Origin of the sequence: Leifsonia sp. SIMBA_070 (assembly GCF_046534635.1) — a bacterium.
In the GTDB taxonomy this organism is placed as follows: domain Bacteria; phylum Actinomycetota; class Actinomycetes; order Actinomycetales; family Microbacteriaceae; genus Leifsonia.
Window position 1 is genome coordinate 1,760,688 of record NZ_JAWRYK010000001.1, and the last position, 21,556, is coordinate 1,782,243.

Here is a 21,556-nt window from a genome sequence, read left to right on the forward strand (position 1 = left end):
CGTGCGGGCATCGCCTCGTTCAGACGAGGATGCCGCGGTCGGTGGGACGGATCGGAGACGGCAACTGCGTCTCCCCTTCAAGATACCGGTCAACGGCGGCTGCCGCTGCCCGGCCCTCTGCGATGGCCCACACGATGAGGGACTGGCCGCGGCCGGCGTCGCCGGCGACGAACACGCCCTCCTGGTCGGTCTGGTACTCGCCGTCGCGCGCGACGTTGCCGCGCTGGTCGAACGGGAGGCCGAGCTGAGCGGTGATGTCCTGCTGCTCCGGGCCGGTGAAGCCGAGGGCCAGCAGCACCAGGTCTGCGGGGATCTCGCGCTCGGTGCCGGCCTTCGGGACGCGCCGTCCGTCGAGGTACTCGGTCTCGGCTACGCGCAGCGCGCGGACCTCGCCGAACTCGTTGGCGAGGAACTCGACGGTCGACGCGAGGTACTCGCGCTTTCCGCCCTCCTCGTGGGCCGACTGGATCTCGAACAGGGTCGGGGTGGTCGGCCACGGCTGGTGCTCTGGACGCTCCGACGGAGGCTGGGTGCCGATGGCGAGGTTGGTGACGCTCGCGGCTCCCTGGCGGTGCGCGGTGCCGATGCAGTCCGCACCGGTGTCGCCGCCCCCGAGGACGACGACGTGCTTGCCGTCCGCGGTGATCTGGTCGGCGACCTGGTCGCCCGCGCCCGCCTTGTTCTGCTGCACCAGGTACTCCATGGCGAAGTGCACGCCGGAGAGCTCGCGGCCCGGGATGGGCAGGTCACGCGGCACCAGGGCGCCGGTCGCGACGACGACCGCGTCGTACCGGGCACGCAGGTCGTCCCAGGTGATGTCGACGCCGATGTTGACGCCCGCACGGAAGCGGGTGCCCTCGGCCATCATCTGGTTGAGACGCGCCTCGAGGTGCTTCTTCTCCATCTTGAAGTCCGGGATGCCGTAGCGCAGGAGGCCGCCGATGCGGTCGTCGCGCTCGTACACGGCCACCGTGTGGCCGGCGCGGGTCAGCTGCTGCGCGGCGGCGAGGCCGGCGGGGCCGGAGCCGACGACGGCGACGGTCTTACCGGTGAGGCGCTCCGGCGGGTGCGGCTGCACCCAGCCGTTCTGCCACGCCTGGTCGATGATCGAGACCTCGACCTGCTTGATCGTCACGGCCGGCTGGTTGATGCCGAGCACGCAGGACGACTCGCACGGCGCAGGGCAGAGGCGACCGGTGAACTCCGGGAAGTTGTTGGTCGCGTGCAGGCGGTCGATCGCCTGGCGGCCCTCCCCGCGCCACATCAGGTCGTTCCACTCGGGGATCAGGTTGCCGAGCGGGCAGCCGGAGTGGCAGAACGGGATGCCGCAGTCCATGCAGCGTCCGGCCTGGCGGCGCAGCTGCGCCTGGTCCTGGCCTTCGTAGACCTCTTTCCAGTCCATCAGCCGGACCGAGACGGGACGGCGCTTCGGCAGCTCCCGCTCCGTTGTCTTCAGAAAACCCTTCGGGTCAGCCACCGGTCACCTCCAATTCGACGAAACCTTTGGGATCAGACAGATTCATCCGCCGGTCACCTCCAGAATCCGGTTCCACACGATGTCGCCGTCGGGGTCGAGCCCCTCGTCGACTGCTTCCTGCCGCGTCTGCAGCACGGCCGCGTAATCGCGCGGCAGCACCTTGACGAACTTCGCGACGGTCTCGTCGAAGTCCTCGAGCATCCGCGTCGCCAGCGTCGAGCCCGTCTCGGCGGCGTGCTGCTCGAGCAGGTCGCGGACGATCTCGATGTCGGCGCTGCCGAGGGGCAGGAGCTCCAGCTCGCCGCTCGCTAGCGAGTCGCGGTTCACGCGCTCCCGCTTCAGGTCGTACACGTAGGCCGTGCCGCCCGACATGCCGGCGCCGAGGTTGCGCCCGGTGCCGCCGAGGATCACGGCGAGTCCGCCGGTCATGTACTCGAGCGCGTGGTCGCCAACGCCCTCCACGACCGCGGTGGCACCGGAGTTCCGGACCAGGAACCGCTCGCCCACGATTCCGCGGATGAACATGCTGCCCTGCGTCGCGCCGTAGCCGATCACGTTGCCCGCGATCACGTTGCGCTCCGCCGGGAAGACGCTGCCGCGCGGCGGCCGGACGACGATCTGGCCACCGGAGAGGCCCTTGCCGACGTAGTCGTTGGAGTCGCCCTCCAGCCGCAGCGTGATGCCGGCCGGGAGGAACGCGCCGAGCGACTGCCCGGCCGAACCGGTCAGCGTGATGTCGATCGAGCCCGCGGGCAGGCCGTTCTCGCCGTGGCGGACGGTGACCTCGTGGCCGAGCATGGTGCCGACGGCGCGCTCGGTGTTGCGCACGGGGAGGCTGAGCTCCAGCCGGCCGCCGTGCTCCAGCACGTCGCGCGCGGCGTCGATGAGCTGCACGTCGAAGTGCTTCTCCAGCTCGTGGTCCTGCTGGCGCCCGTTGCGGCGCGGGGCCTCCGGACCGAATGCGGGGCCGTGCAGGATGGGCGCCAGGTCGAGACCGGACGCCTTCCAGTGGTTCACCGCCTTGTCGACGTCGAGCAGCTCGGCGTGGCCGATCGCCTCGTCGAGGGTGCGGAAGCCGAGCGCCGCCAGGTACTCGCGCACCTCCTCCGCGATGAACTCGAAGAAGTTGACGACGAACTCGGGCTTGCCGGCGAAACGTGCGCGCAGCTCCGGGTTCTGGGTGGCGACGCCGACCGGGCAGGTGTCCAGGTGGCAGACGCGCATCATGACGCAGCCGGAGACCACCAGCGGGGCGGTCGCGAAGCCGAACTCCTCCGCGCCGAGCAGGGCGCCGACGATCACGTCGCGGCCGGTCTTCAGCTGGCCGTCGACCTGGACGACGACGCGCTCGCGCATCCCGTTCAGCATCAGCGTCTGCTGCGTCTCGGCGAGGCCCAGCTCCCACGGGGTTCCCGCGTGCTTCAGCGAGTTCACCGGGGAGGCGCCGGTGCCCCCGTCATGTCCGGAGACCAGGATGACGTCGGCAAGCGCCTTCGCCGTTCCCGCCGCGACCGCGCCGATGCCCGACTCGGAGACGAGCTTGACGTGGACGCGGGCGCCCGGGTTGGCGCGCTTCAGGTCGAAGATGAGCTGCTTGAGGTCTTCGATCGAGTAGATGTCGTGGTGCGGCGGCGGCGAGATGAGGCCGACGCCGGCCGTCGCGTGCCGGGTCCGCGCCACCCAGGGGTAGACCTTCGTGGGCGGCAGCTGGCCGCCCTCTCCCGGCTTCGCGCCCTGGGCGAGCTTGATCTGGATGTCGTCGGCGTGCGTCAGGTACATCGACGTGACGCCGAACCGGCCGGACGCGACCTGCTTGATCGCGCTGCGGCGCTGCGGGTCGAGCAGACGGTCGAGATCTTCGCCGCCCTCACCGGTGTTCGACTTGGCGCCGATCCGGTTCATGGCGATCGCGAGGGTCTCGTGCGCCTCCTTCGAGATGGAGCCGTAGCTCATCGCCCCGGTGGAGAAGCGCTTCACGATGGAGGAGACCGACTCGACCTCGTCGATCGGCACCGGCTGGCGCTCCCCCGTCTTCAGGGCGAACATCCCGCGCAGCGTCATCAGCGACTCGGACTGGTCGTCGACCAGCTTCGTGTACTCGCGGAAGACGTCGTAGCGCCGAGTCCGCGTCGAGTGCTGCAGCCGGAACACCGTCTCCGGGTTGAAGAGGTGCGGGGAGCCGTCGCGGCGCCACTGGTACTCGCCTCCGGTCGCCAGCCGCTCGTGCGCGAGGGCTGCGCCCTCTGCCGGGTAGGCGCTCTCGTGCCTGGCCAGGTTCTCGGCCGCGATCACGTCGATCCCGACGCCGCCGAGCTTGCTCGTCGTGCCGGTGAAGTACTGGTCGACGAACTCCTGGCTGAGGCCGACCGCTTCAAAGGCCTGAGCGCCCGCGTAGGAGGACACCGTCGAGATGCCCATCTTGGACATGATCTTCAGGACGCCCTTGCCGAGTGCCTTGATGACGTTCTTGACCGCCTTCTCCGGGGTCACTCCGGTGATCATGCCGCTGCGGACCAGGTCTTCGCAGGTCTCCATCGCCAGGTACGGGTTGATCGCGGAGGCGCCGTAGCCGATGAGCAGCGCGACGTGGTGCACCTCGCGGACGTCGCCGGCCTCCACGATCAGGCCCGCCTTCATGCGGGTCTCCGAGCGGATGAGGTGGTGGTGCACGGCCGCGAGCATGAGCAGCGACGGGATGGGCGCGAGGTCTTTCGTGGAATCGCGGTCGCTGAGCACGATGAACTGCGCGCCGGCGGCGATCGCCTCGTCGACCTCGTCGCACATCTCGGCCAGCCGGCGCTCGAGGGCGTCGGGCCCGGCGTCGGAGCGGTACAGGCCGCGCACGGTCGTAGTCAGGGTGCTGCCCGGGCGCGGGTCGATGTGCTGGATCTTGGCCAGCTCGTCGTTGTCGATGACCGGGAAGTCGAGGACGACCTGCTTGGCGTGCTCCGGGCCCGCGGTCAGGAGGTTGCGCTCCGGGCCGAGGCCGAGCTTCAGGGAGGTGACGACCTCTTCGCGGATTGAGTCCAGCGGCGGGTTCGTCACCTGCGCGAACTGCTGCGTGAAGTAGTCGAACAGCAGGCGCGGGCGCTCCGAGAGCACCGCGACCGGGGTGTCCGACCCCATCGCGCCGAGCGGCTCCGCACCCGTCGTCGCCATCGGCTTCAGGAGGATGCGGACCTCCTCCTCGGTGTAGCCGAACGTCCGCTGCCTGCGGACGATTGAGGCCGGCGTGTGCACGATGTGCTCGCGTTCCGGGAGGTCTTTCAGGTTGATCCGGCCCTCGTCCAGCCACTCGCCGTACGGCGCCTCGGCGGCCAGCTCGGACTTGATCTCCTCGTCCTCGATGAGGCGACCGGCGACGGTGTCGACCAGGAACATCCGTCCTGGGCGCAGCCGTCCCTTGCGGACGACGCGGCTGGGCTCGATGTCGAGCACGCCGATCTCGGAGGCGAGCACGACCAGGCCGTCGTTGGTGACGACATACCGTCCGGGGCGCAGACCGTTGCGGTCCAGGGTCGCACCCACCAGGGAGCCGTCGGTGAAGACGATCGCGGCCGGGCCGTCCCACGGCTCCATGAGCATCGAGTGGTACTCGTAGAACGCGCGGCGGACCGGGTCGATCTCGATCTGGTTCTCCCACGCCTCCGGCACCATCATCATCACGGCGTGCGGAAGCGGACGGCCGCTGAGAGAGATGAGCTCCACGACCTCGTCGAAGGAGGCCGAGTCGCTCGCGCCGGGCGTGACGATCGGGAAGATGGGACGCAGGTCGCCGAGCAGCTCGCTCTCGAGCTGCGACTGGCGGGCGCGCATCCAGTTGCGGTTGCCCTGCACCGTGTTGATCTCGCCGTTGTGCGCGATCATGCGGAACGGCTGAGCCAGCGGCCACGACGGGAACGTGTTCGTCGAGTAGCGCGAGTGCACGAGCGCCAGCTTCGAGGCGAACCGCTCGTCCGAGAGGTCTGGGTAGAACGGCTCCAGCTGAAGGGTCGTCACCATGCCCTTGTAGACGAGGGTCCGGCTCGACAGCGACGAGAAGTACAGGTCGAGCTCGCGCTCGGCGCGCTTGCGCAGGAAGAAGGTCTGCCGGTCGAGGGCGATGCCGGAGACCGGCTCGCCGTCGTCGCCGGTGCGGGTCGACGCGACGAACAGCTGCTCGATGACGGGCATGGCCTGTCGCGCCAGCGTGCCCAGCTCCTCCGGGCGCACAGGAACAGAGCGCCAGCCGAGGACGGTCAGCTCGTGCTCGCCGGCGATCGACTCGAGCGCGGCCTTGATCTCGGCGCGGTCCGACTCGTCGTTCGGCAGGAAGGCGTTGCCGACCGCGTAGCGGCCGGCGCCCGGCAGCTCGAAGCCGGCGACGGCGCGCAGGAAGGTGTCCGGCACCTGGGTGATGATGCCGGCGCCGTCACCGGTGCCGGCGTCCGAGCCGACGGCGCCGCGGTGCTCGAGGTGACGCAGCGCTTCGAGCGCGGCGTCGATGATGTCGTGCCCGGCGGTGCCGCGAAGGGTCGCGACCATCGCGAGACCGCAGGCGTCCTTCTCGTGGGCAGGGTCGTACAGGCCTTGCGGGCCTGGCACGGTCCCGAAACGGGAATGGGGAGGCGTGAGCGCCATCTGTCGACCGTCCTCACAGTGTCGTGGATGTGGGGATGTTGGGTGCGGGGACGCCATCGGCCCGTGCTAGGAGTTCCGCCGCTCGCCCTGAGGCCGTGTGTGGCCCCGTTCGGTGCGGTCAGGTGCGTGGGATCGCCTCGACGGTTTGTTACTTCGAGCCGTCGGGTTTCATCCGTTCGTGGGGCTTGTGGCCTTGGCCGAAGCGGACCCGGCAGGCACACCGTCGTCGTCGGCGGTGCCCTCATCCTCCAGGTCCGTGTCGTCAGAGTCTACCTCAGCATCCGGACGCACCCATTCACGGCCGGGCCGGTACGGGCTCGGCTCCATTCCGGTGTGGCGGCGGGACTGCACGATGAAGATCACGACGCCCAGGACGACCGCGACGAACGCGGCCCAGACGTTGGTGGGGATGCCGAGGAACGAGTACTCGCTCGGGTCGATGCGGATCGACTCCAGGTAGGAGCGGCCGAGGCCGTACCAGACCAGGTAGAGCGCGAAGAGCTTGCCCCACTGCAGGTGGAAGCGGCGACCGATCAGCACGAGGAGGACGACGCCGATGACGTTCCAGATGATCTCGTACAGGAACAGCGGCTGGAACAGCGTGTTGTCGGGCAGTCCGACCGGGATCGCCTTGTTGCCGGAGTCGATCTGGAGGCCCCACGGCAGGTCGGTGGGCAGGCCGAACAGCTCCTGGTTGAACCAGTTGCCGAGGCGGCCGATGGCCTGGGCCAGCAGGAGCGCAGGCGCGAGGGCGTCGGCGAAGGTCCAGAACCGGATGCCGGTCCAGCGGCAGCCGATCCAGGCTCCGACCGCGCCGCCGAGCAGCGAGCCGAAGATGGCGTTGCCGCCCTCCCAGATCGCGAACACCTTCCACAGGTCGGCGCCCGGGTAGAAGTAGTCCCCGGGGTGGGTGACCACGTGGTACAGCCGCGCGCCGATGATGCCGAGCACGACGACCGGGATGAGGATGTCGAGCAGGACGCCCGGCTCCGCTCCGCGCTTGGTGAGACGGCGCGAGGTCCACATCGCCGCCACGATGATCCCGATCAGGATCATGATGGCGTAGGTCTGGATGCGCCAGTGCAGACCGAAGATGTCGATCGGGATCTGCTGCCACTCCGGCCCGGGGCTGGGGATGCTGGCGAACCAGCTGCTCATGGTCAGGGCCACCGATGACTACCTTTCGATGATGGGGATGCGGCGTCGCGCGTCGCGCGCTGCCACCTTAGTTTAGGACGCGGTCAGGAGCGGTTCGTGCCGTCGGCGAGAGCGGCGGCCACGCGGCCGGCCTCTGCGACGCCGCCGTCGCCGAGCGCCTTGACCAGCGCCGAGCCGACGATGGCGCCGTCGGCGTACTCGAGGACCTCGGCGACCTGCGCCGCGGAGGAGATGCCCAAGCCGACGCAGGTGCTGGTCGCACCGGCCTCGCGGAGGCGGCCGACGAGCGTGCGCGCCGCCGCATCCACGTCGGTGCGGGCACCGGTGATGCCCATGGTCGAGACGGCATAGACGAACCCGCGGCTGGCCTCGACGGCCTGCTTCAGGCGCATGTCGGTCGAGCTGGGGGCGGCGAGGAAGACGCGGTCGAGGCCGACGCGGTCGGAGGCGGCGAGCCAGTCGGCGCCCTCGTCCGGGATGAGGTCCGGCGTGATCAGCCCGGCTCCCCCGGCCTCGGTCAGGTCGTCGGCGAAGCGCTCGACGCCGTACTGCAGCACAGGGTTCCAGTACGTCATCACCAGCACGGGGATGTCGACCTGCGCCGCGATCTCACGGACGGCGGTGAAGCCGTCGCGCAGCCGGAAGCCGGCACTCAGCGCCCGCTGGGTCGCGGCCTGGATGACGGTGCCGTCCATCACGGGATCGGAATACGGCAGACCCAGCTCGATGACGTCGACGCCGTTCTGCGCCAGGGCGACCGCGGCATCCACGCTGGTGCGGAGGTCGGGGAAGCCCGCGGGAAGGTAGCCGATCAGGGCGCCGGCGGCCTCGGCGTTGCGACGCGCGATGACGTCGGCGACCCTGCTTCCGACGACCGCATTCACGACTGCACCGCGTCGGCGTCGAGAAGGTCGAAGTAGCGGCCGGCCGTCTCCATGTCCTTGTCGCCGCGTCCGCTCAGGTTGACCAGGACGATGCCGTCCGGGCCGAGCTCACGACCGAGCGCGAGCGCGCCGGCGAGGGCGTGCGAGGACTCGATGGCCGGGATGATGCCCTCGGTGCGGCTGAGCAGGCGCAGGGCGTCCATCGCCTCGGCGTCGGAGACGGGCACGTACTGGGCGCGGCCGATCTTGGCCAGCCAGGCGTGCTCGGGGCCGACGCCCGGGTAGTCGAGACCCGCGGAGATCGAGTGCGACTCGATCGTCTGGCCGTCCTCGTCCTGCAGCAGCATGGAGCGGGCGCCGTGCAGCACGCCGGGGCGGCCCTTCGTGATCGTCGCCGCGTGCCGCGGCGTCTCGGCGCCCTCTCCGCCGGCCTCGAAGCCGATGAGGCGGACGTCTTCGTCGTCGAGGAACGCGTGGAAGATGCCCATCGCGTTCGAGCCGCCGCCGACGCAGGCCGCGACGGCGTCTGGCAGACGGCCGGTGAGCGCGAGGACCTGCTCGCGGGCCTCCTCGCCGATGATCTTCTGGAGGTCGCGGACCATCGCAGGGAACGGGTGCGGACCCGCGACCGTGCCGAAGATGTAGTTGGTGTGCTCGACGTTGGTGACCCAGTCGCGCATGGCGTCGTTGATGGCGTCCTTGAGCGTGCGCGAGCCGGTCTTCACGGCCACGACCTCGGCGCCGAGCAGGCGCATGCGGGCGACGTTGAGCGCCTGGCGCTCGGTGTCGACCTCGCCCATGTAGATGGTGCACTCGAGCCCGAACAGCGCGGCGGCGGTCGCGGTGGCGACACCGTGCTGACCGGCGCCGGTCTCGGCGATCACCCGGGTCTTGCCGATCCGCTTGGTGAGGATCGCCTGCCCGAGCACGTTGTTGATCTTGTGCGAACCCGTGTGGTTCAGGTCTTCGCGCTTCAGGATGATGCGCGCGCCGCCCGCGTGTTCGGCGAAACGCGGCACCTCGGTGATGATCGACGGCCGGCCGGTGTAGCTGCGGTGCAGCTCGTCCAGCTCTGCGTGGAACGCGGGGTCGGCCTTGGCCTCCTCCCACGCCGCCGACAGCTCGTCGAGCGCTGCGACCAGCGACTCGGGGACGAACCGCCCGCCGAAGTCGCCGAAATACGGACCCTGCTCAGTGCGGAGGGACATCAGGCTCCCAAGAAGCTCTCGAGCGTGGCGACGGGGTCGCTCGTGACGAGCGCCTCGCCGACGAGCACCACATCGGCGCCCGCCGCCCGGTAGTGCGCGACGTCGTCCGCCGTCTTCACGGCCGACTCCGCCACGCGGGTGACGCCGGACGGGATGCGGTCGGCCAGGCGGCCGAACAGATCCCGATCCAGCTCGAACGTTGTGAGGTCGCGGGCGTTCACGCCCACGAGGCCTGCGCCCGTGTCGAGGGCGCGGCTGAGCTCATCGGCGGAGTGCGCCTCGACCAGTGAGGTCATGCCCAGCTCGGTGATCAGTCCGTGCAGCTCGACGAGACGCTGCTGGTCGAGCGCGGCGACGATGAGCAGCACCAGGTCGGCGCCCGCAGCTCGCGCCTCGAACACCTGGTACGGGTCGGACACGAACTCCTTGCGCAGCACCGGGATGGACACGGCGTCGCGGACGGCCTCGAGGTCGGCGAGCGAACCGAGGAAGCGGCGCTCTTCGGTCAGCACGCTGATCGCGCTGGCGCCGCCGGTCTCGTACGAGACGGCGAGGGAGGCCGGGTCCGGGATGGCGGCCAGCGAACCGCGGGACGGGCTGGCCCGCTTCACCTCCGCGATGATCTTGACGCGCTCCGCCGGAGCGAGGGCGGCCAGGGCGTCGAGCGCCGGCGGGCGGGCCAGAGCGGCTGCCTCCACGTCGGCGAGCGGACGCTCGGTGCGCCGCCGCTCAGCGTCCTCCAGCGCGCCGGCGACGAGGTCGGCGAGCACGGATCAGTGGCCCTTCGGGGAGTACTTGGAGCCGCCGACTCCATAGCCGGCGCGCTTCATGATCCCGCCGACGATCAGGCCGATGATGGCGAGACCCGCCGCCGCCCAGACGATGATGGGGAGGTCGAAGAAGAACGCGACGGCACCGATGGTGAAGGCGATCAGCATGATGATCACGGCCGTCCACGCCGCCGGCGAGTGACCGTGGCCGGGCTCGACTGACTCGGTGCTCATGGGACTCCTGCACGTCGGGTGCGCGCCCAGGGGCGCGCACGGGAAATGGAACGCAACCAGTCTAGTGGCTCAGCGCGTCGGGTCGTCGCCCCGGGTGAGCTCGTCCCAGCTGTCGATCGCGGTGTCGCGGTCGAGCGCGCGCGGCTCTCCGGGCGTGTCGTCGTCGGGCTCTGCGGTGTCCGGAACGGCGGGTTCTTCCCCGCCCTTCCCGGTGGGCTGATCGGGCTCTGCGAGCTCTGCGGACTCACCGAGCACGTCGGCCGCCGGCCGTCCGTCCTCCCCCGCGAACCGGGTCTGGTACTTGCGCGACGGACCCGGCCAGAACCGCGAGAACACCACGACTGCAGCGCTCGCCAGGATGATCAGCACACCCGCGACGACAGCCAGCCACGGCCAGAACTGGATGTCGACGGAGTGCACCAGCCGGCGAAGGGAGGCGTCCCCCGCCACGCCGGTCGCGGTCGTGATCGCGGAGGCGGCGGCGCGCACCGCATCCGACACGGCCGTGATCGCGGAGATCAGCACGGAGACGCCGAGCAGCACTCCGAGCAGGGCCAGGACGATCCGGAACACCGGCCCGGCGATCGCCAGCGCGGCCGTCAGCGCGAGTCCGGCGAGGGCCAGCGCCGTGAGCGCAGGCGCCGCGACAGACCCCGCGACGGTGATCGTGCTCGCGTGGTTCGCCGTGTCGGTGAGCTGGATGCTGAACCAGGGCTGCGTTGCGGCGAGCAGCGCGAGGACGCTCCCCACGACGAGCAGCAGCATCGCGGAGTACTTGGCGCGACGGCCGTTCACCGGGCAGCCTCCGGCGGCACCGGTATGAGCGCGTTGGCGACGGCGACCGCACGGAGCGGTGCCGCAGCCTTGTTCTGCGACTCCTGGAACTCGCTCTCCGGCACCGAGTCGGCCACCAGTCCCCCGCCGGCCTGCACCCATGCGACGCCGCCCATGAGGGTGGCGGTCCGGATGGCGATGGCGAGGTCCGCATCGCCCGCGAAGTCGAAGTAGCCGATGACGCCGCCGTAGACGCCGCGCTGAGCAGGCTCCAGCTCGTCGATGATCCGCAGCGCCATGGGCTTCGGCGCGCCGGAGAGGGTGCCGGCCGGGAACGTCGCGCGGAACACGTCGATCGCGCTGGCGTCCGGCCGCAGGTCGCCCTCCACGGAGGAGACGATGTGCATGATGTGACTGAAGCGCTCGACACGCATGAACTCGGTGACCTCGACCGTTCCCGCCTCGCACACCTTGAGCAGGTCGTTGCGCGCGAGGTCGACGAGCATGAGGTGCTCGGCGCGCTCCTTGTCGTCGGCGAGCAGCGACGCCTCCAGGTCCAGGTCCTCCTCCGGGGTCGCGCCACGGGGGCGGGAGCCGGCGATGGGATGCGTGAACGCACGGCCGTCCTGCACCTTCACCAGCGCCTCCGGCGAGGAGCCGACGATCTCGTACGGCTCACCGTCCGGCTTCTCCAGCGACAGCAGGTACATGTACGGGCTCGGGTTCAGCGCCCGCAGCACGCGGTAGACGTCGAGCGCGGGCGCGGTGCACTCCAGCTCGAAACGCTGCGAGATGACGACCTGGAAGATGTCGCCCTCGACGATCCGCTCCTTGGCGGTCACGACCGACGCGAGGAAATCCTCACGGGCCGTGCGCGACACCGGGTCGGCGGGCACGGCGAGGTCGATGTGCGCCAGCAGAGCCTCCGACGGCTGAGCCAGCTCCCGCTGCATCCGGTCGAGCCGCCGCTGGGCGTCCTCCCAGAGAGCGTCCGGTGCGTCGACACCGTCGGCCAGCGCGTTGGCGACCAGCTTCACGGTCCCCGACCGGTGGTCGACCACGACGAGGTCGGAGACGAAGGTGAGGGCCTGACCGGGGACGTCGACATCCACCGGCGGGGCGTCGGGAAGACGCTCGATCTGCCGGATCGCCTCCCACCCGATGAAGCCGACCAGACCGCCGGTCAGCGGAGGGAGGCCGGGGATGCGCGGCGTCTGCCAGCGGGCGTGCAGCGCCGCGAGGGCCTCCAGCGGGCGCAGCGACCCGGCGGTGCCGATCGCGCGCTCCGCCGGCAGCCCGTAGTCGAGCCAGCGGACCTCGTCGCCCACCTGCGTGAGCACGCCGAACGACGCAGCGCCGACGAACGAGAAGCGCGACCAGATGCCGCCCTGCTCCGCGGACTCCAGCAGGAAAGTGCCCGGACGGCCGGCCGCGAGCTTGCGGTAGATGCCGACGGGTGTCTCGCTGTCGGCGAAGAGCTCGCGCACGACAGGGACGACGCGATGACCGGCGGCCAGCGCGTCGAAGGCCGCGCGCGTGGTCGTGCCCGCGGCGGCGTCGAGCTGCGAAGGACCGGTCACAGGTCGGCCGCCTCGATCTCGGGGCTCGCGCCCTCCACCGGATCGAGCACATCCGCGTCGAAGCAGGTGTGCGTGCCGGTGTGGCAGGCCGCGCCGATCTGGTCGACGGTGACGAGGAGGGTGTCGCCGTCGCAGTCGAGCGCCGCGCCCTTCACATACTGGACGTGACCGGAAGTGTCGCCCTTGCGCCAGTACTCCTTGCGCGAGCGGGACCAGAAGGTCACCCGGCCCTCGCTCATGGTGCGGCGGAACGCCTCCGCGTCCATCCAGCCCATCATGAGCACCTCGCGGGTGTCCCACTGCTGGATGATCGCCGGGACCAGGCCTGCGTCGGTGAAGCGGATGCGCTCCAGCACCGCCTCCGTGGTGGTGTCATTCATCGGCGGACCTCCATCCCGGCCGCGGCCAGTTCGTCCTTCACCTGTTCGATCGTCAGCTCGCCCTGGTGGAACACGCTCGCGGCGAGCACTGCGTTCGCTCCGGCCTCGATCGCCGGGACGAAGTCCTCCACTCGCCCAGCGCCGCCGGACGCGATCACCGGGACGCTGGAGATCGCGCGCATCTCGCGGATCAGCTCCAGGTCGAAGCCCTCCTTGGTGCCGTCGGCGTCGATGGAGTTGACCAGCAGCTCCCCGGCGCCCAGCTCAATCGCCCGCGCGGCCCACTCCAGGGCGTCGAGGTCGGTCTCGCTGCGGCCGCCGTGCGTGGTGACGACGAAGCCGGAGGGCGTGGCGGCCGAGCGCTTCACGTCGAGCGACAGCACGAGCACCTGCGCGCCGAAGCGTGCCGCGATCTCTGCGATCAGCTCGGGCCGGGCGATGGCGGCGGAGTTGACACCCACCTTGTCGGCGCCGTGGCCGAGCAGCTTCGCGACGTCCTCCGGGCTGCGCACGCCTCCGCCGACGGTGAGCGGGATGAACACCTGCTCGGCGGTCGCGCGCACCACGTCGTAGGTGGTCGCGCGGTCGTCGACCGTGGCCGTGACATCGAGGAAGGTCAGCTCGTCGGCGCCCTGCTCGAAGTACCGCCGGGCCAGCTCGACCGGATCGCCCTGGTCGCGCAGGTTCTGGAAGTTCACGCCCTTCACCACGCGGCCGGCGGCCACGTCGAGGCAGGGGATGACGCGGACCGAGACGCTCATCAGATCCGCGCCGCGTGGATGGACGTGACCAGGATGGCGCGCGCGCCCAGCTCGTACAGGTCGTCCATGATCCGGTTCGTCCTGTCGCGCTTGATCATGACGCGGACGGCCACCCAGTCCGGCTCGCCCAGCGGAGAGACCGTCGGCGACTCGACGCCCGGCGTCAACGCGACGGCCTTCTCCAGCAGGGCGACGGGGAGGTTGTAGTCGACCAGGACGTACTGCCGGGCCACCATGACGCCCTGCAGCCGGCGGACCAGCGTGTCCACACCGGCGGCGGGGGCCTGAGAGGAGATGAGCACGGCCTCCGACTCGAGGATCACCGGGCCGAAGATCTCCAGGCCCTGCTTGCGCAGCGTCGACCCGGTCTCGACCACATCGGCGACCGCATCCGCGACGCCCAGGCGCACGGCGGACTCCACCGCACCGTCCAGCTTGATGAGGGAGGCGCTCACGCCGTGCTCGCCCAGGAATGCGCCGACGAGGCCCGGGTAGCTGGTGGCGACGCGCTTGTCCTCCAAGTCGGAGAGCTCGGTGAACACCCCGCTCGGGCCGGCGAACCGGAACGTGGAGGCGGCGAAGTCGAGCGCGCTGATCTCGGCGGCCGGAGAACCGGAGTCGAGCAGGAGGTCGCGCCCGGTGACACCGACGTCGAGCGCGCCCGAGCCGACATAGGTCGCGATGTCGCGCGGGCGCAGGTAGAAGAACTCGACGCCGTTGCGGGCGTCGGTGACGATGAGCTCCTTGGGGTCGCGGCGGCCGACATAGCCGGCCTCGTGCAGCATCTGCGCCGCGGTCTCTGCGAGGGAACCCTTGTTCGGGACGGCGATCTTCAGCATGGGTGAGTCTTTCGTGACGTGATCGAACGAGTGGATGCGGTCAGGCGATCACAGATGTCGGTACACGTCGGCCGGAGTGAGGCCCCTGGCGAGCAGCAGGACCTGCAGGTGGTAGAGCAGCTGCGAGGCCTCTTCTGCCAGGGCCTCGTCGGACTCGTACTCGGCGGCCATCCACACCTCGGCGGCCTCCTCCACGATCTTCTTGCCGATGCCGTGCACGCCGCTGTCGAGCTCGCGGACCGTGCCGGAGCCCTCCGGTCGGGTGCGGGCCTTCTCGGTGAGCTCGGCGAAGAGGTCGTCGAAGGTTTTCACCGTTCTAGCGTAGCGGTGACTTCAGTGGGCGTGTGCCGAGGCGGCGTCGCGGAGGGCGGTGACGCGGTCGGCGGGGTCGCCGCGGAAGACGGCGGAGCCCGCCACGAAGGTGTCGGCGCCCGCGGCGGCGGCCGTGACGATGGTCTCCTCCGTGATGCCGCCGTCGACCTGCAGCCAGACGTCCAGTCCGCGCAGCTCGACGGCCTCCCGCAGCGCGCGCAGCTTCGGCATCATGTCGGGCATGAACGACTGGCCGCCGAATCCCGGCTCCACTGTCATCACGAGCACCTGGTCGAACTCCTCCAGGAGGTCGAGGTACGGCTCCACGCCGGTGCCCGGCTTGACCGCGATCCCGGCGCGCGCGCCGATCGCCCGCAGCCGGCGCGCCAGCGACACCGGGTCGTGGGCGGCCTCCCCGTGGAAGGTCACCGAGTACGCGCCCAGCTCCGCGTACGCGGGAGCCCAGCGGTCCGGGTCGTCGATCATCAGGTGCACGTCGAGCGGCACCGGGCTCACATCCTGGATGCGGCCCACCATCTGCGGGCCGAACGTCAGATTGGGCACGAAGTGGTTGTCCATCACATCCACGTGGACCAGGTCGGCGGTCTGGATGCGCTCCAGCTCGCTCTGCATGTTGACGAAGTCTGCGGCCAGGATGCTCGGGTTGATGCGGACGTGTCCCATGCTCCCAGCCTAAGCGGACCGCTTGCGCAGCAGCGCGATGAACATGGCGTCGGTGAGGTGCCGGTGCGGCCACAGCTGGACGGTCAGCGGGTCGCCGGCCAGGTCGAGCTCCTCGCGCGCCAGGGACTGCACGACCTCCGCCGTCTGCTCCTGCTCCAGTACGCCCGCATGCCGTTCGAGGGCCGCTGCGACGATGCCGCGCGTCTCGCCGACGTGCGGCGAGCAGGTCACGTACGCGAGCAGTCCCCCGGGCTTCAGCGCGGCGACCGCGGAGTCGAGGAGATCGGCCTGCAGGACGGTCAGCTCGGCGACGTCGCGCGGGGTCTTGCGCCAGCGCGCCTCCGGCCGGCGGCGGAGCGCACCGAGTCCGGTGCACGGGGCGTCGAGCAGGATGCGGTCGAAGGCGTCCGGCCGCTCGGCGCCGAGGGCGACGCCGTCCTGCTCCCAGACGGGCACCTCCAGCGGCACCGGCGCGAGCGCCCGGCGGACCAGCTCGGCCCGCGCAGGCACCAGCTCGTTGGCGACCAGCGACGCGCCGCCCGCCAGCGCCTCGGCGGCGAGCAGCGCCGACTTGCCGCCCGGGCCGGCGCAGAGGTCGAGCCAGCGCTCCCCCTCCTCCACCGGGCGCGCCCGGCTGAGGACGAGTGCCGCCAACTGCGACCCCTCGTCCTGCACGCGGATCCGTCCTCCGGACTCCTCCACGATGCCCTGGGGGTCTCCCCCGCCGACGGTGAAGCCGGGAGGCGAGAACCGGTCCGGACGTGCGCCGGCCGGCTCCTCCACGAGCCCGGGCAGGGCGATCAGGTTCACGCGCGGTGCGGTGTTGTCGGCGGCCAGCAGCGCCTCCAGCTCATCGCCGCGCCCCTCCGCAGCGAGGGAGCGGCGCAGGGCGCGGACCACCCAGACCGGATGCGACGACAGGGCGGACAGGCGGTCGTCCTCGTTCCTGGCGTCGTCGGCGACGTAGTTGCGCCACTCCTCTGGACTGTGCCGGCCGATCTCGCGCAGGACGCCGTTCACGAACCCGGTGCCGGAGCGGCTGCCCACCTGGCGAGCCAGACCGACGGACTCGTTGACGGCAGCGTGCGCGGCCACCCGGGTCGACAGCAGCTGGTGGACTCCGAGCCGCAGGACGTCGAGGAGCGGAGGGTCGATCCGGTCGACCGGACGACCCGCCGCCAGCGCGATCACCCGGTCGTAGTACCCCTGCATGCGGAGGGTGCCGTAGGTGAGCTCGGTGGCGAGCGCGGCGTCGGCGGTCGACAGCGCGGCCCGGTTGATCTTGGTCGGGAGGAGCAGGTTGGCGTAGGCGTCGGACTCCCGGACCGCCTGCAGCACCTCCAGTGCGACCCGTCTGGCCGGCTGGACGTGCGTCTCCGGCGGCCGCGCCGGACCCCGGCGACCGGGTGCTCCGCCTCCACGCCGGCCGCTCACGAGAGCACCACCCCGGCGTCGCCGGCGGACGGCGCGACACCCCGCCACCAGTCCGCGGCGGGCATGGCGCGTTTGCCGGCGGGCTGCACCGTGAGCAGCTCCAGGGGATGCGTCCCTGTGCCGACGAGCACGCGGCGGTCGCGCACCTCCACAGTTCCGGGGGCGAGCGGCTGCTCGGCGGCGGCCGGTCGGGCTCCGTGGATCTTGAACCGTTCGCCGCCGAGGAGGGCGAAGGCGCCCGGCTCGGGCGTCACGCCCCGGAGACGGGCGTAGACGCGGTCCGCAGGCTCGGTGAGGTCGAGGCGCGCGTCGTCGAGGGTGAGCTTCGGCGCGACGGCGACCTCGCCCTCCTGAGCCGTCGCACGGGCGGTGCCCGCCTCGAGCGCATCCGTCGTGTCCGCCAGCAGCGTCGCGCCGTCGGTCGCGAGGGAGGAGAGCAGGTCGCCCGCGGTCTCATCCGGGCCGATCGGCCGGCGCAACTCGGCGTAGACGTCGCCGGCGTCGAGCTCCGGGACGAGGTGGAACACGGCGGCGCCGGTCTCGCTGTCGCCGGCGATCACGGCGTGCTGCACGGGTGCGGCGCCGCGCCACCGCGGGAGCAGGGAGAAGTGGAGGTTGACCCAGCCGAGGCGGGGAAGCGACAGCAGCGGCTCGCGCACGAGTCCGCCGTAGGCGACGACGACGCCGAGGTCGGGGGCCAGTGCGGCGATCCGGTCGGTCACGTCGGGGCCGAGGCGGTTCGCCTTGAGCACCGCGAGGCCGAGGCGCTCGGCGGCCTCGGCGACGGGCGACGGCGTGAGCACGCGCTTCCGGCCGAGGGGGGCGTCTTCGCGCGTGACGACGGCCACCACGTCATGCCGGGCCGCCACCGCCTCGAGCGACGGAATGGCGACGGCGGGAGTGCCGGCGAAGACGATGCGCATGCGGAAAGGTTCTTTCGGTCGGGAGGCCCTCCAGCCTACTCCGGGCGGGCCGGGCATCGATGGGACGCAACACGCCGGCATGCGAGCGGGAAAGCGTCGTGTTGCGGCCCATGGATGCGCGTCAGAGGATCTCGGGGTCGTCGAAGCGGACGCGGAGGGTCGGCGCGGGACGGTAGCCGGCCTTCCCCGCGGGCGCACGGCGCCGGCGCGTCGCGTTCCGGATCACGGCCGCGCGGACGGCCGCCGCGACCTCCTTGCCGTGCGCGTACTCGAAGCGCAGGACGGCGCGCACGAGGTCCGGTCCGGAACGCGCCGCGCGGGAGTCGGCCTCCACCGGCGCGGGACCGAGCACGTCGATGAGGAGGGACGGGTCGACTTCCGCGATCGTCTCGGAGACCGTGGCCTCCGTCCCGGTCACCGACGCCAGGCGCACGGCAGGCGGGAACCGGAGCTCCCGTCGATCGACCAGCTCCTCGTGGGCGAACTCGACCAGCCGGCCGGTCGCGAAATCGCGCGCGAGCGGTCCGGACACCCCGACCAGCAGGGTGGGGGCGCCGGGCGCCGCGAGCCCGGCGGCGCTCTGCCACCAGCGCAGGCAGTCCTCGGCGACGTGCAGGCTCTCTCGCGCCAGCATCCGCTCGCCGTCGAGCAGCAGCACCGCCTGGTACCCGCCCTCCGCGATCGGCTCCGCTCCGCGTGTCGCCACCACGAGCGCCGGGGCCGGGCCGATCCGCTGCACCGGATGGTCTCCATCGGCGAGGATCACCCGCGTGCCCGGGAAGGCGCGGCCCAGCTCTTCAGCGGTCCGCCCGGATCCCACGGTCACCGTCCGGAAGGTGCGGTGCTCGCAGTGCTCGCACTGCCAGTCGGTCGCCAGCCGCCCGCAGACCGTGCACGACGGCGGTGCACCGGCGCGGGTCTGGTGCAGCGCCCCCTTGCAGTTCATGCAGCGGGCGGCCTGGCCGCACTTCGCGCACGCGATCACCGGGGCGTACCCCGGCCGCGCCACCTGCACCAGCACCGGACCGGCCGGCCGGCCGCTCGTGCCCTTCAACGCCTCCCCTGCGGCACGCCACGCCGTCGACGGGATGCGCGCCGCCCGCGCCATCGGCTCGGTCGCCTGCTGGTTGGCGGTCAGCACGACCTTCGCCGTGGCAGCCCGCTCCGGGCCGATGTCGCGCAGCCAGCCCAGCTCGACCAGGCGCTGCGCCTCCACGCTGCGGATGTTGCCGCTCAGCACGAGCGCGCCGCCCTCGAGCTCCTGCCGCACCAGGGCGGCGTCGCGGGTGTGCACGTACGGGCTCAGCGGTTCGGCGTGCAGCGGGTCGCTGTCCTCCCAGACGGCGATCATCCCCAGCTTCTCGGCCGGAGCGTAGACGACGGAGCGGTTGCCGATGACGATGCGAGGGCCGGACAGCGCCTCCAGGAACCCGCGGTAGCGCTCCGGGTTGGTCTGGCCGGCGTCCGCCCGGACAACGGCGGACGGCGGGGCGAGGGAGGCGAGCGCTGCGGCCAGCTGCTCCAGGTCGCGGTGGTCGGGCACTGCGACGATGGCGGTGCGCCCGCCGAGCCAGCAGTCGACCGCCAGGGCCGCGAGTGTGATCGCCCACTCGCCCACCCAGGTGCCGCCGGGCAGCTGCGCCAGGCGCGGGATGGCGCGCAGCGCGATCCGCTCGTCGCGCGCCACCGCGTCCTCCAGTACCCGCTCCCCGTACCCGCGCACCGGCACCCCGCGCGCGCCGACAGCGCGCACCGGCTCCGCTTGTCCGGCGAGTTGCGACATCTGCTCACCACTCGACGCGGATTCGGACATCGAGTCACCACTCGGCGGAATGGAAGGGGCCGGCGGGACGGACGGGACCCGCGAGACCGGCGGGACCGACGGGACGGACGAGACGGACGCGGCTGCGCGGGCGGCGAGCCACGCCTTCTCGACGCGGACCATGCGGCCGGGAACCGCGAGGCGCAGGATGTCGCTCGCTGTGCCCGCGCTGCGGTCGGCGAGGCGGCGCGCCAGCCGCCACACCCCGGGCGTGAGCACGCGAGCGGGCGACACGACCGCCTCCAGCGGGCTGAGCGTCCCGTCGTAGCCGTCGTCCGGCTGGCCGAGCTCGACGAGGTACCCGTCCGCGACGCGACCCGCCGAACGGAGCGGCACCCGGACGCGCACACCGGGCAGGGCCTCTGCGGCCAGCTCCTCCGGTATGGCGTAGTCGAAGAGGTGGTCGAGCTGAGGGAGCGGCGAGTCGATGACCACCCGGGCGACCCGTGCGGCCGCCGCCACGGCTAGATCCCCGCGGCCGAGCGCAGGTCGTCGACGCGGTCGAGCCGCTCCCAGGTGAACTCGGGCAGCTCGCGGCCGAAGTGGCCGTAGGTCGCGGTCTGTGCGTAGATCGGGCGCAGCAGGTCGAGGTCGCGGATGATCGCGGCCGGACGCAGGTCGAAGACGTCGCGGATAGCGCCGATGATGCGCTCCTCGGGGACCTTGGCGGTGCCGAACGTCTCGACGTACAGGCCGATGGGCGCCGCCTTGCCGATCGCGTAGGCGATCTGCACTTCGAGCCGGTCGGCGAAGCCCGCCGCGACGGCGTTCTTCGCGACCCAGCGCATCGCGTAGGCCGCCGAGCGGTCGACCTTCGACGGGTCCTTGCCCGAGAACGCGCCGCCGCCGTGACGGGAGGCGCCGCCGTAGGTGTCGACGATGATCTTGCGGCCGGTCAGTCCGGCGTCGCCCTTCGGGCCGCCGATCTCGAACCGGCCGGTGGGGTTGATGAGGGTGCGGATGTGGGAGGTCTCGAGACCCGCACCGTGGAGGACGGGGTTGATGACCTCCTCGATGACCTCGGCCTGCAGCTGCTCGTTGGAGACGTGCGGAGCGTGCTGCGTCGACAGCACGACGGTCTGCACGCTCTTCGGGACGGCGCCCTCGTAGCCGATGGTGACCTGCGTCTTGCCGTCCGGGCGGAGGTAGTCGAGCGTGCCGTCTTTGCGGACGGCGGCGAGCCGCTCGGCGAGGCGGTGCGCCAGCCAGATCGGGAGCGGCATGTACTGCGGCGTCTCGGTCGTGGCGTAGCCGAACATGATGCCCTGGTCGCCCGCACCCTGGCGGTCGAGGTCGTCGTCGCTCTGCTCGGCGCGGGTCTCGAGCGCGTTGTCGACGCCCTGGGCGATGTCGGGCGACTGCGCGCCGATCGAGATGGAGACGCCGCACTGCGTGCCGTCGAAGCTGACGTCGGACGAGTCGTAGCCGATCTCGACGATCTTCTCGCGGACCAGCGCCGGGATCTCGACGTAGCCGCTTGAGGTCACCTCACCGGCCACGTGCACGAGGCCGGTGGTGACCAGGGTCTCGACCGCGGCCCGGCTGTGCGGGTCGACGGTGAGGAGGGCATCGAGGATGCTGTCGGAGATCTGGTCGCAGATCTTGTCCGGGTGCCCTTCGGTGACGGACTCGGACGTGAACAGACGCAGATCTGCCATGGTTCTCCTTGGTCGACGGAGCTTCAGCGCGTGACCGG

Annotated in this window: 18 protein-coding genes; all 18 read right to left on the bottom strand. The window is 71.4% G+C overall.

Going from position 1 to position 21,556, the window contains the following annotated elements:
* Positions 1 to 19: 19 nt before the first annotated feature.
* The 18 genes from SB754_RS08250 to metK all read right to left on the bottom strand — a co-directional run bounded on the left by SB754_RS08250 (position 20) and on the right by metK (position 21,518).
* Complete coding sequence (locus SB754_RS08250; RefSeq protein WP_410781847.1) at positions 20 to 1,477, bottom strand: glutamate synthase subunit beta; 1,458 nt, start codon at positions 1,475 to 1,477, stop codon at positions 20 to 22.
* Between the two features lie 42 nt (positions 1,478 to 1,519).
* On the bottom strand, positions 1,520 to 6,097 hold the full coding sequence (gltB, locus tag SB754_RS08255) for a glutamate synthase large subunit (RefSeq protein ID WP_410781848.1): 4,578 nt from the start codon (positions 6,095 to 6,097) through the stop codon (positions 1,520 to 1,522).
* Between the two features lie 168 nt (positions 6,098 to 6,265).
* Positions 6,266 to 7,255, bottom strand: coding sequence for a prolipoprotein diacylglyceryl transferase (gene lgt / locus SB754_RS08260; protein ID WP_410783287.1), 990 nt, complete (start codon positions 7,253 to 7,255; stop codon positions 6,266 to 6,268).
* An 83-nt stretch (positions 7,256 to 7,338) separates the two neighbouring features.
* Positions 7,339 to 8,139, bottom strand: coding sequence for a tryptophan synthase subunit alpha (gene trpA / locus SB754_RS08265; protein WP_410781849.1), 801 nt, complete (start codon positions 8,137 to 8,139; stop codon positions 7,339 to 7,341).
* Complete coding sequence (trpB, locus tag SB754_RS08270) at positions 8,136 to 9,347, bottom strand: tryptophan synthase subunit beta (protein WP_410781850.1); 1,212 nt, start codon at positions 9,345 to 9,347, stop codon at positions 8,136 to 8,138. Before trpB ends, trpA begins: the two co-directional genes overlap by 4 nt.
* Positions 9,347 to 10,117, bottom strand: a complete 771-nt coding sequence (trpC, locus tag SB754_RS08275; RefSeq protein WP_410781851.1) for an indole-3-glycerol phosphate synthase TrpC — start codon at positions 10,115 to 10,117, stop codon at positions 9,347 to 9,349. Before trpC ends, trpB begins: the two co-directional genes overlap by 1 nt.
* A gap of 3 nt (positions 10,118 to 10,120) precedes the next feature.
* Positions 10,121 to 10,351, bottom strand: a complete 231-nt coding sequence (locus SB754_RS08280) for a DUF6704 family protein (RefSeq protein WP_410781852.1) — start codon at positions 10,349 to 10,351, stop codon at positions 10,121 to 10,123.
* 69 nt (positions 10,352 to 10,420) lie between these two features.
* On the bottom strand, positions 10,421 to 11,146 hold the full coding sequence (locus tag SB754_RS08285) for a Trp biosynthesis-associated membrane protein (protein WP_410781853.1): 726 nt from the start codon (positions 11,144 to 11,146) through the stop codon (positions 10,421 to 10,423).
* Complete coding sequence (locus SB754_RS08290; RefSeq protein ID WP_410781854.1) at positions 11,143 to 12,705, bottom strand: anthranilate synthase component I; 1,563 nt, start codon at positions 12,703 to 12,705, stop codon at positions 11,143 to 11,145. Before SB754_RS08290 ends, SB754_RS08285 begins: the two co-directional genes overlap by 4 nt.
* Positions 12,702 to 13,085 (bottom strand): phosphoribosyl-AMP cyclohydrolase, encoded by a 384-nt coding sequence (gene hisI / locus SB754_RS08295; RefSeq protein ID WP_410781855.1) that lies wholly within the window; start codon positions 13,083 to 13,085, stop codon positions 12,702 to 12,704. The genes SB754_RS08290 and hisI overlap by 4 nt, the downstream gene beginning before the upstream one ends.
* Positions 13,082 to 13,846, bottom strand: coding sequence for an imidazole glycerol phosphate synthase subunit HisF (gene hisF, locus SB754_RS08300; protein WP_410781856.1), 765 nt, complete (start codon positions 13,844 to 13,846; stop codon positions 13,082 to 13,084). Before hisF ends, hisI begins: the two co-directional genes overlap by 4 nt.
* The gene (hisG, locus tag SB754_RS08305) at positions 13,846 to 14,685 is read right to left on the bottom strand and encodes an ATP phosphoribosyltransferase (RefSeq protein WP_410781857.1); all 840 of its coding nucleotides are present in this window, start codon (positions 14,683 to 14,685) and stop codon (positions 13,846 to 13,848) included. The genes hisF and hisG overlap by 1 nt, the downstream gene beginning before the upstream one ends.
* A 48-nt stretch (positions 14,686 to 14,733) precedes the next feature.
* Positions 14,734 to 14,997, bottom strand: coding sequence for a phosphoribosyl-ATP diphosphatase (locus SB754_RS08310; RefSeq protein WP_410781858.1), 264 nt, complete (start codon positions 14,995 to 14,997; stop codon positions 14,734 to 14,736).
* A gap of 21 nt (positions 14,998 to 15,018) precedes the next feature.
* A complete protein-coding gene (rpe, locus tag SB754_RS08315; protein WP_410781859.1) occupies positions 15,019 to 15,681 on the bottom strand; it encodes a ribulose-phosphate 3-epimerase in 663 nt (220 codons plus the stop codon).
* Positions 15,682 to 15,690: 9 nt separating this feature from the next.
* Positions 15,691 to 17,115, bottom strand: a complete 1,425-nt coding sequence (locus SB754_RS08320) for an RsmB/NOP family class I SAM-dependent RNA methyltransferase (RefSeq protein ID WP_410781860.1) — start codon at positions 17,113 to 17,115, stop codon at positions 15,691 to 15,693.
* Positions 17,112 to 18,038, bottom strand: a complete 927-nt coding sequence (gene fmt, locus SB754_RS08325) for a methionyl-tRNA formyltransferase (RefSeq protein ID WP_410781861.1) — start codon at positions 18,036 to 18,038, stop codon at positions 17,112 to 17,114. Before fmt ends, SB754_RS08320 begins: the two co-directional genes overlap by 4 nt.
* A gap of 121 nt (positions 18,039 to 18,159) precedes the next feature.
* The gene (locus SB754_RS08330; RefSeq protein ID WP_410781862.1) at positions 18,160 to 20,322 is read right to left on the bottom strand and encodes a primosomal protein N'; all 2,163 of its coding nucleotides are present in this window, start codon (positions 20,320 to 20,322) and stop codon (positions 18,160 to 18,162) included.
* A gap of 2 nt (positions 20,323 to 20,324) precedes the next feature.
* Positions 20,325 to 21,518, bottom strand: a complete 1,194-nt coding sequence (metK, locus tag SB754_RS08335; protein ID WP_410781863.1) for a methionine adenosyltransferase — start codon at positions 21,516 to 21,518, stop codon at positions 20,325 to 20,327.
* Between the last annotated feature and the right edge of the window lie 38 nt (positions 21,519 to 21,556).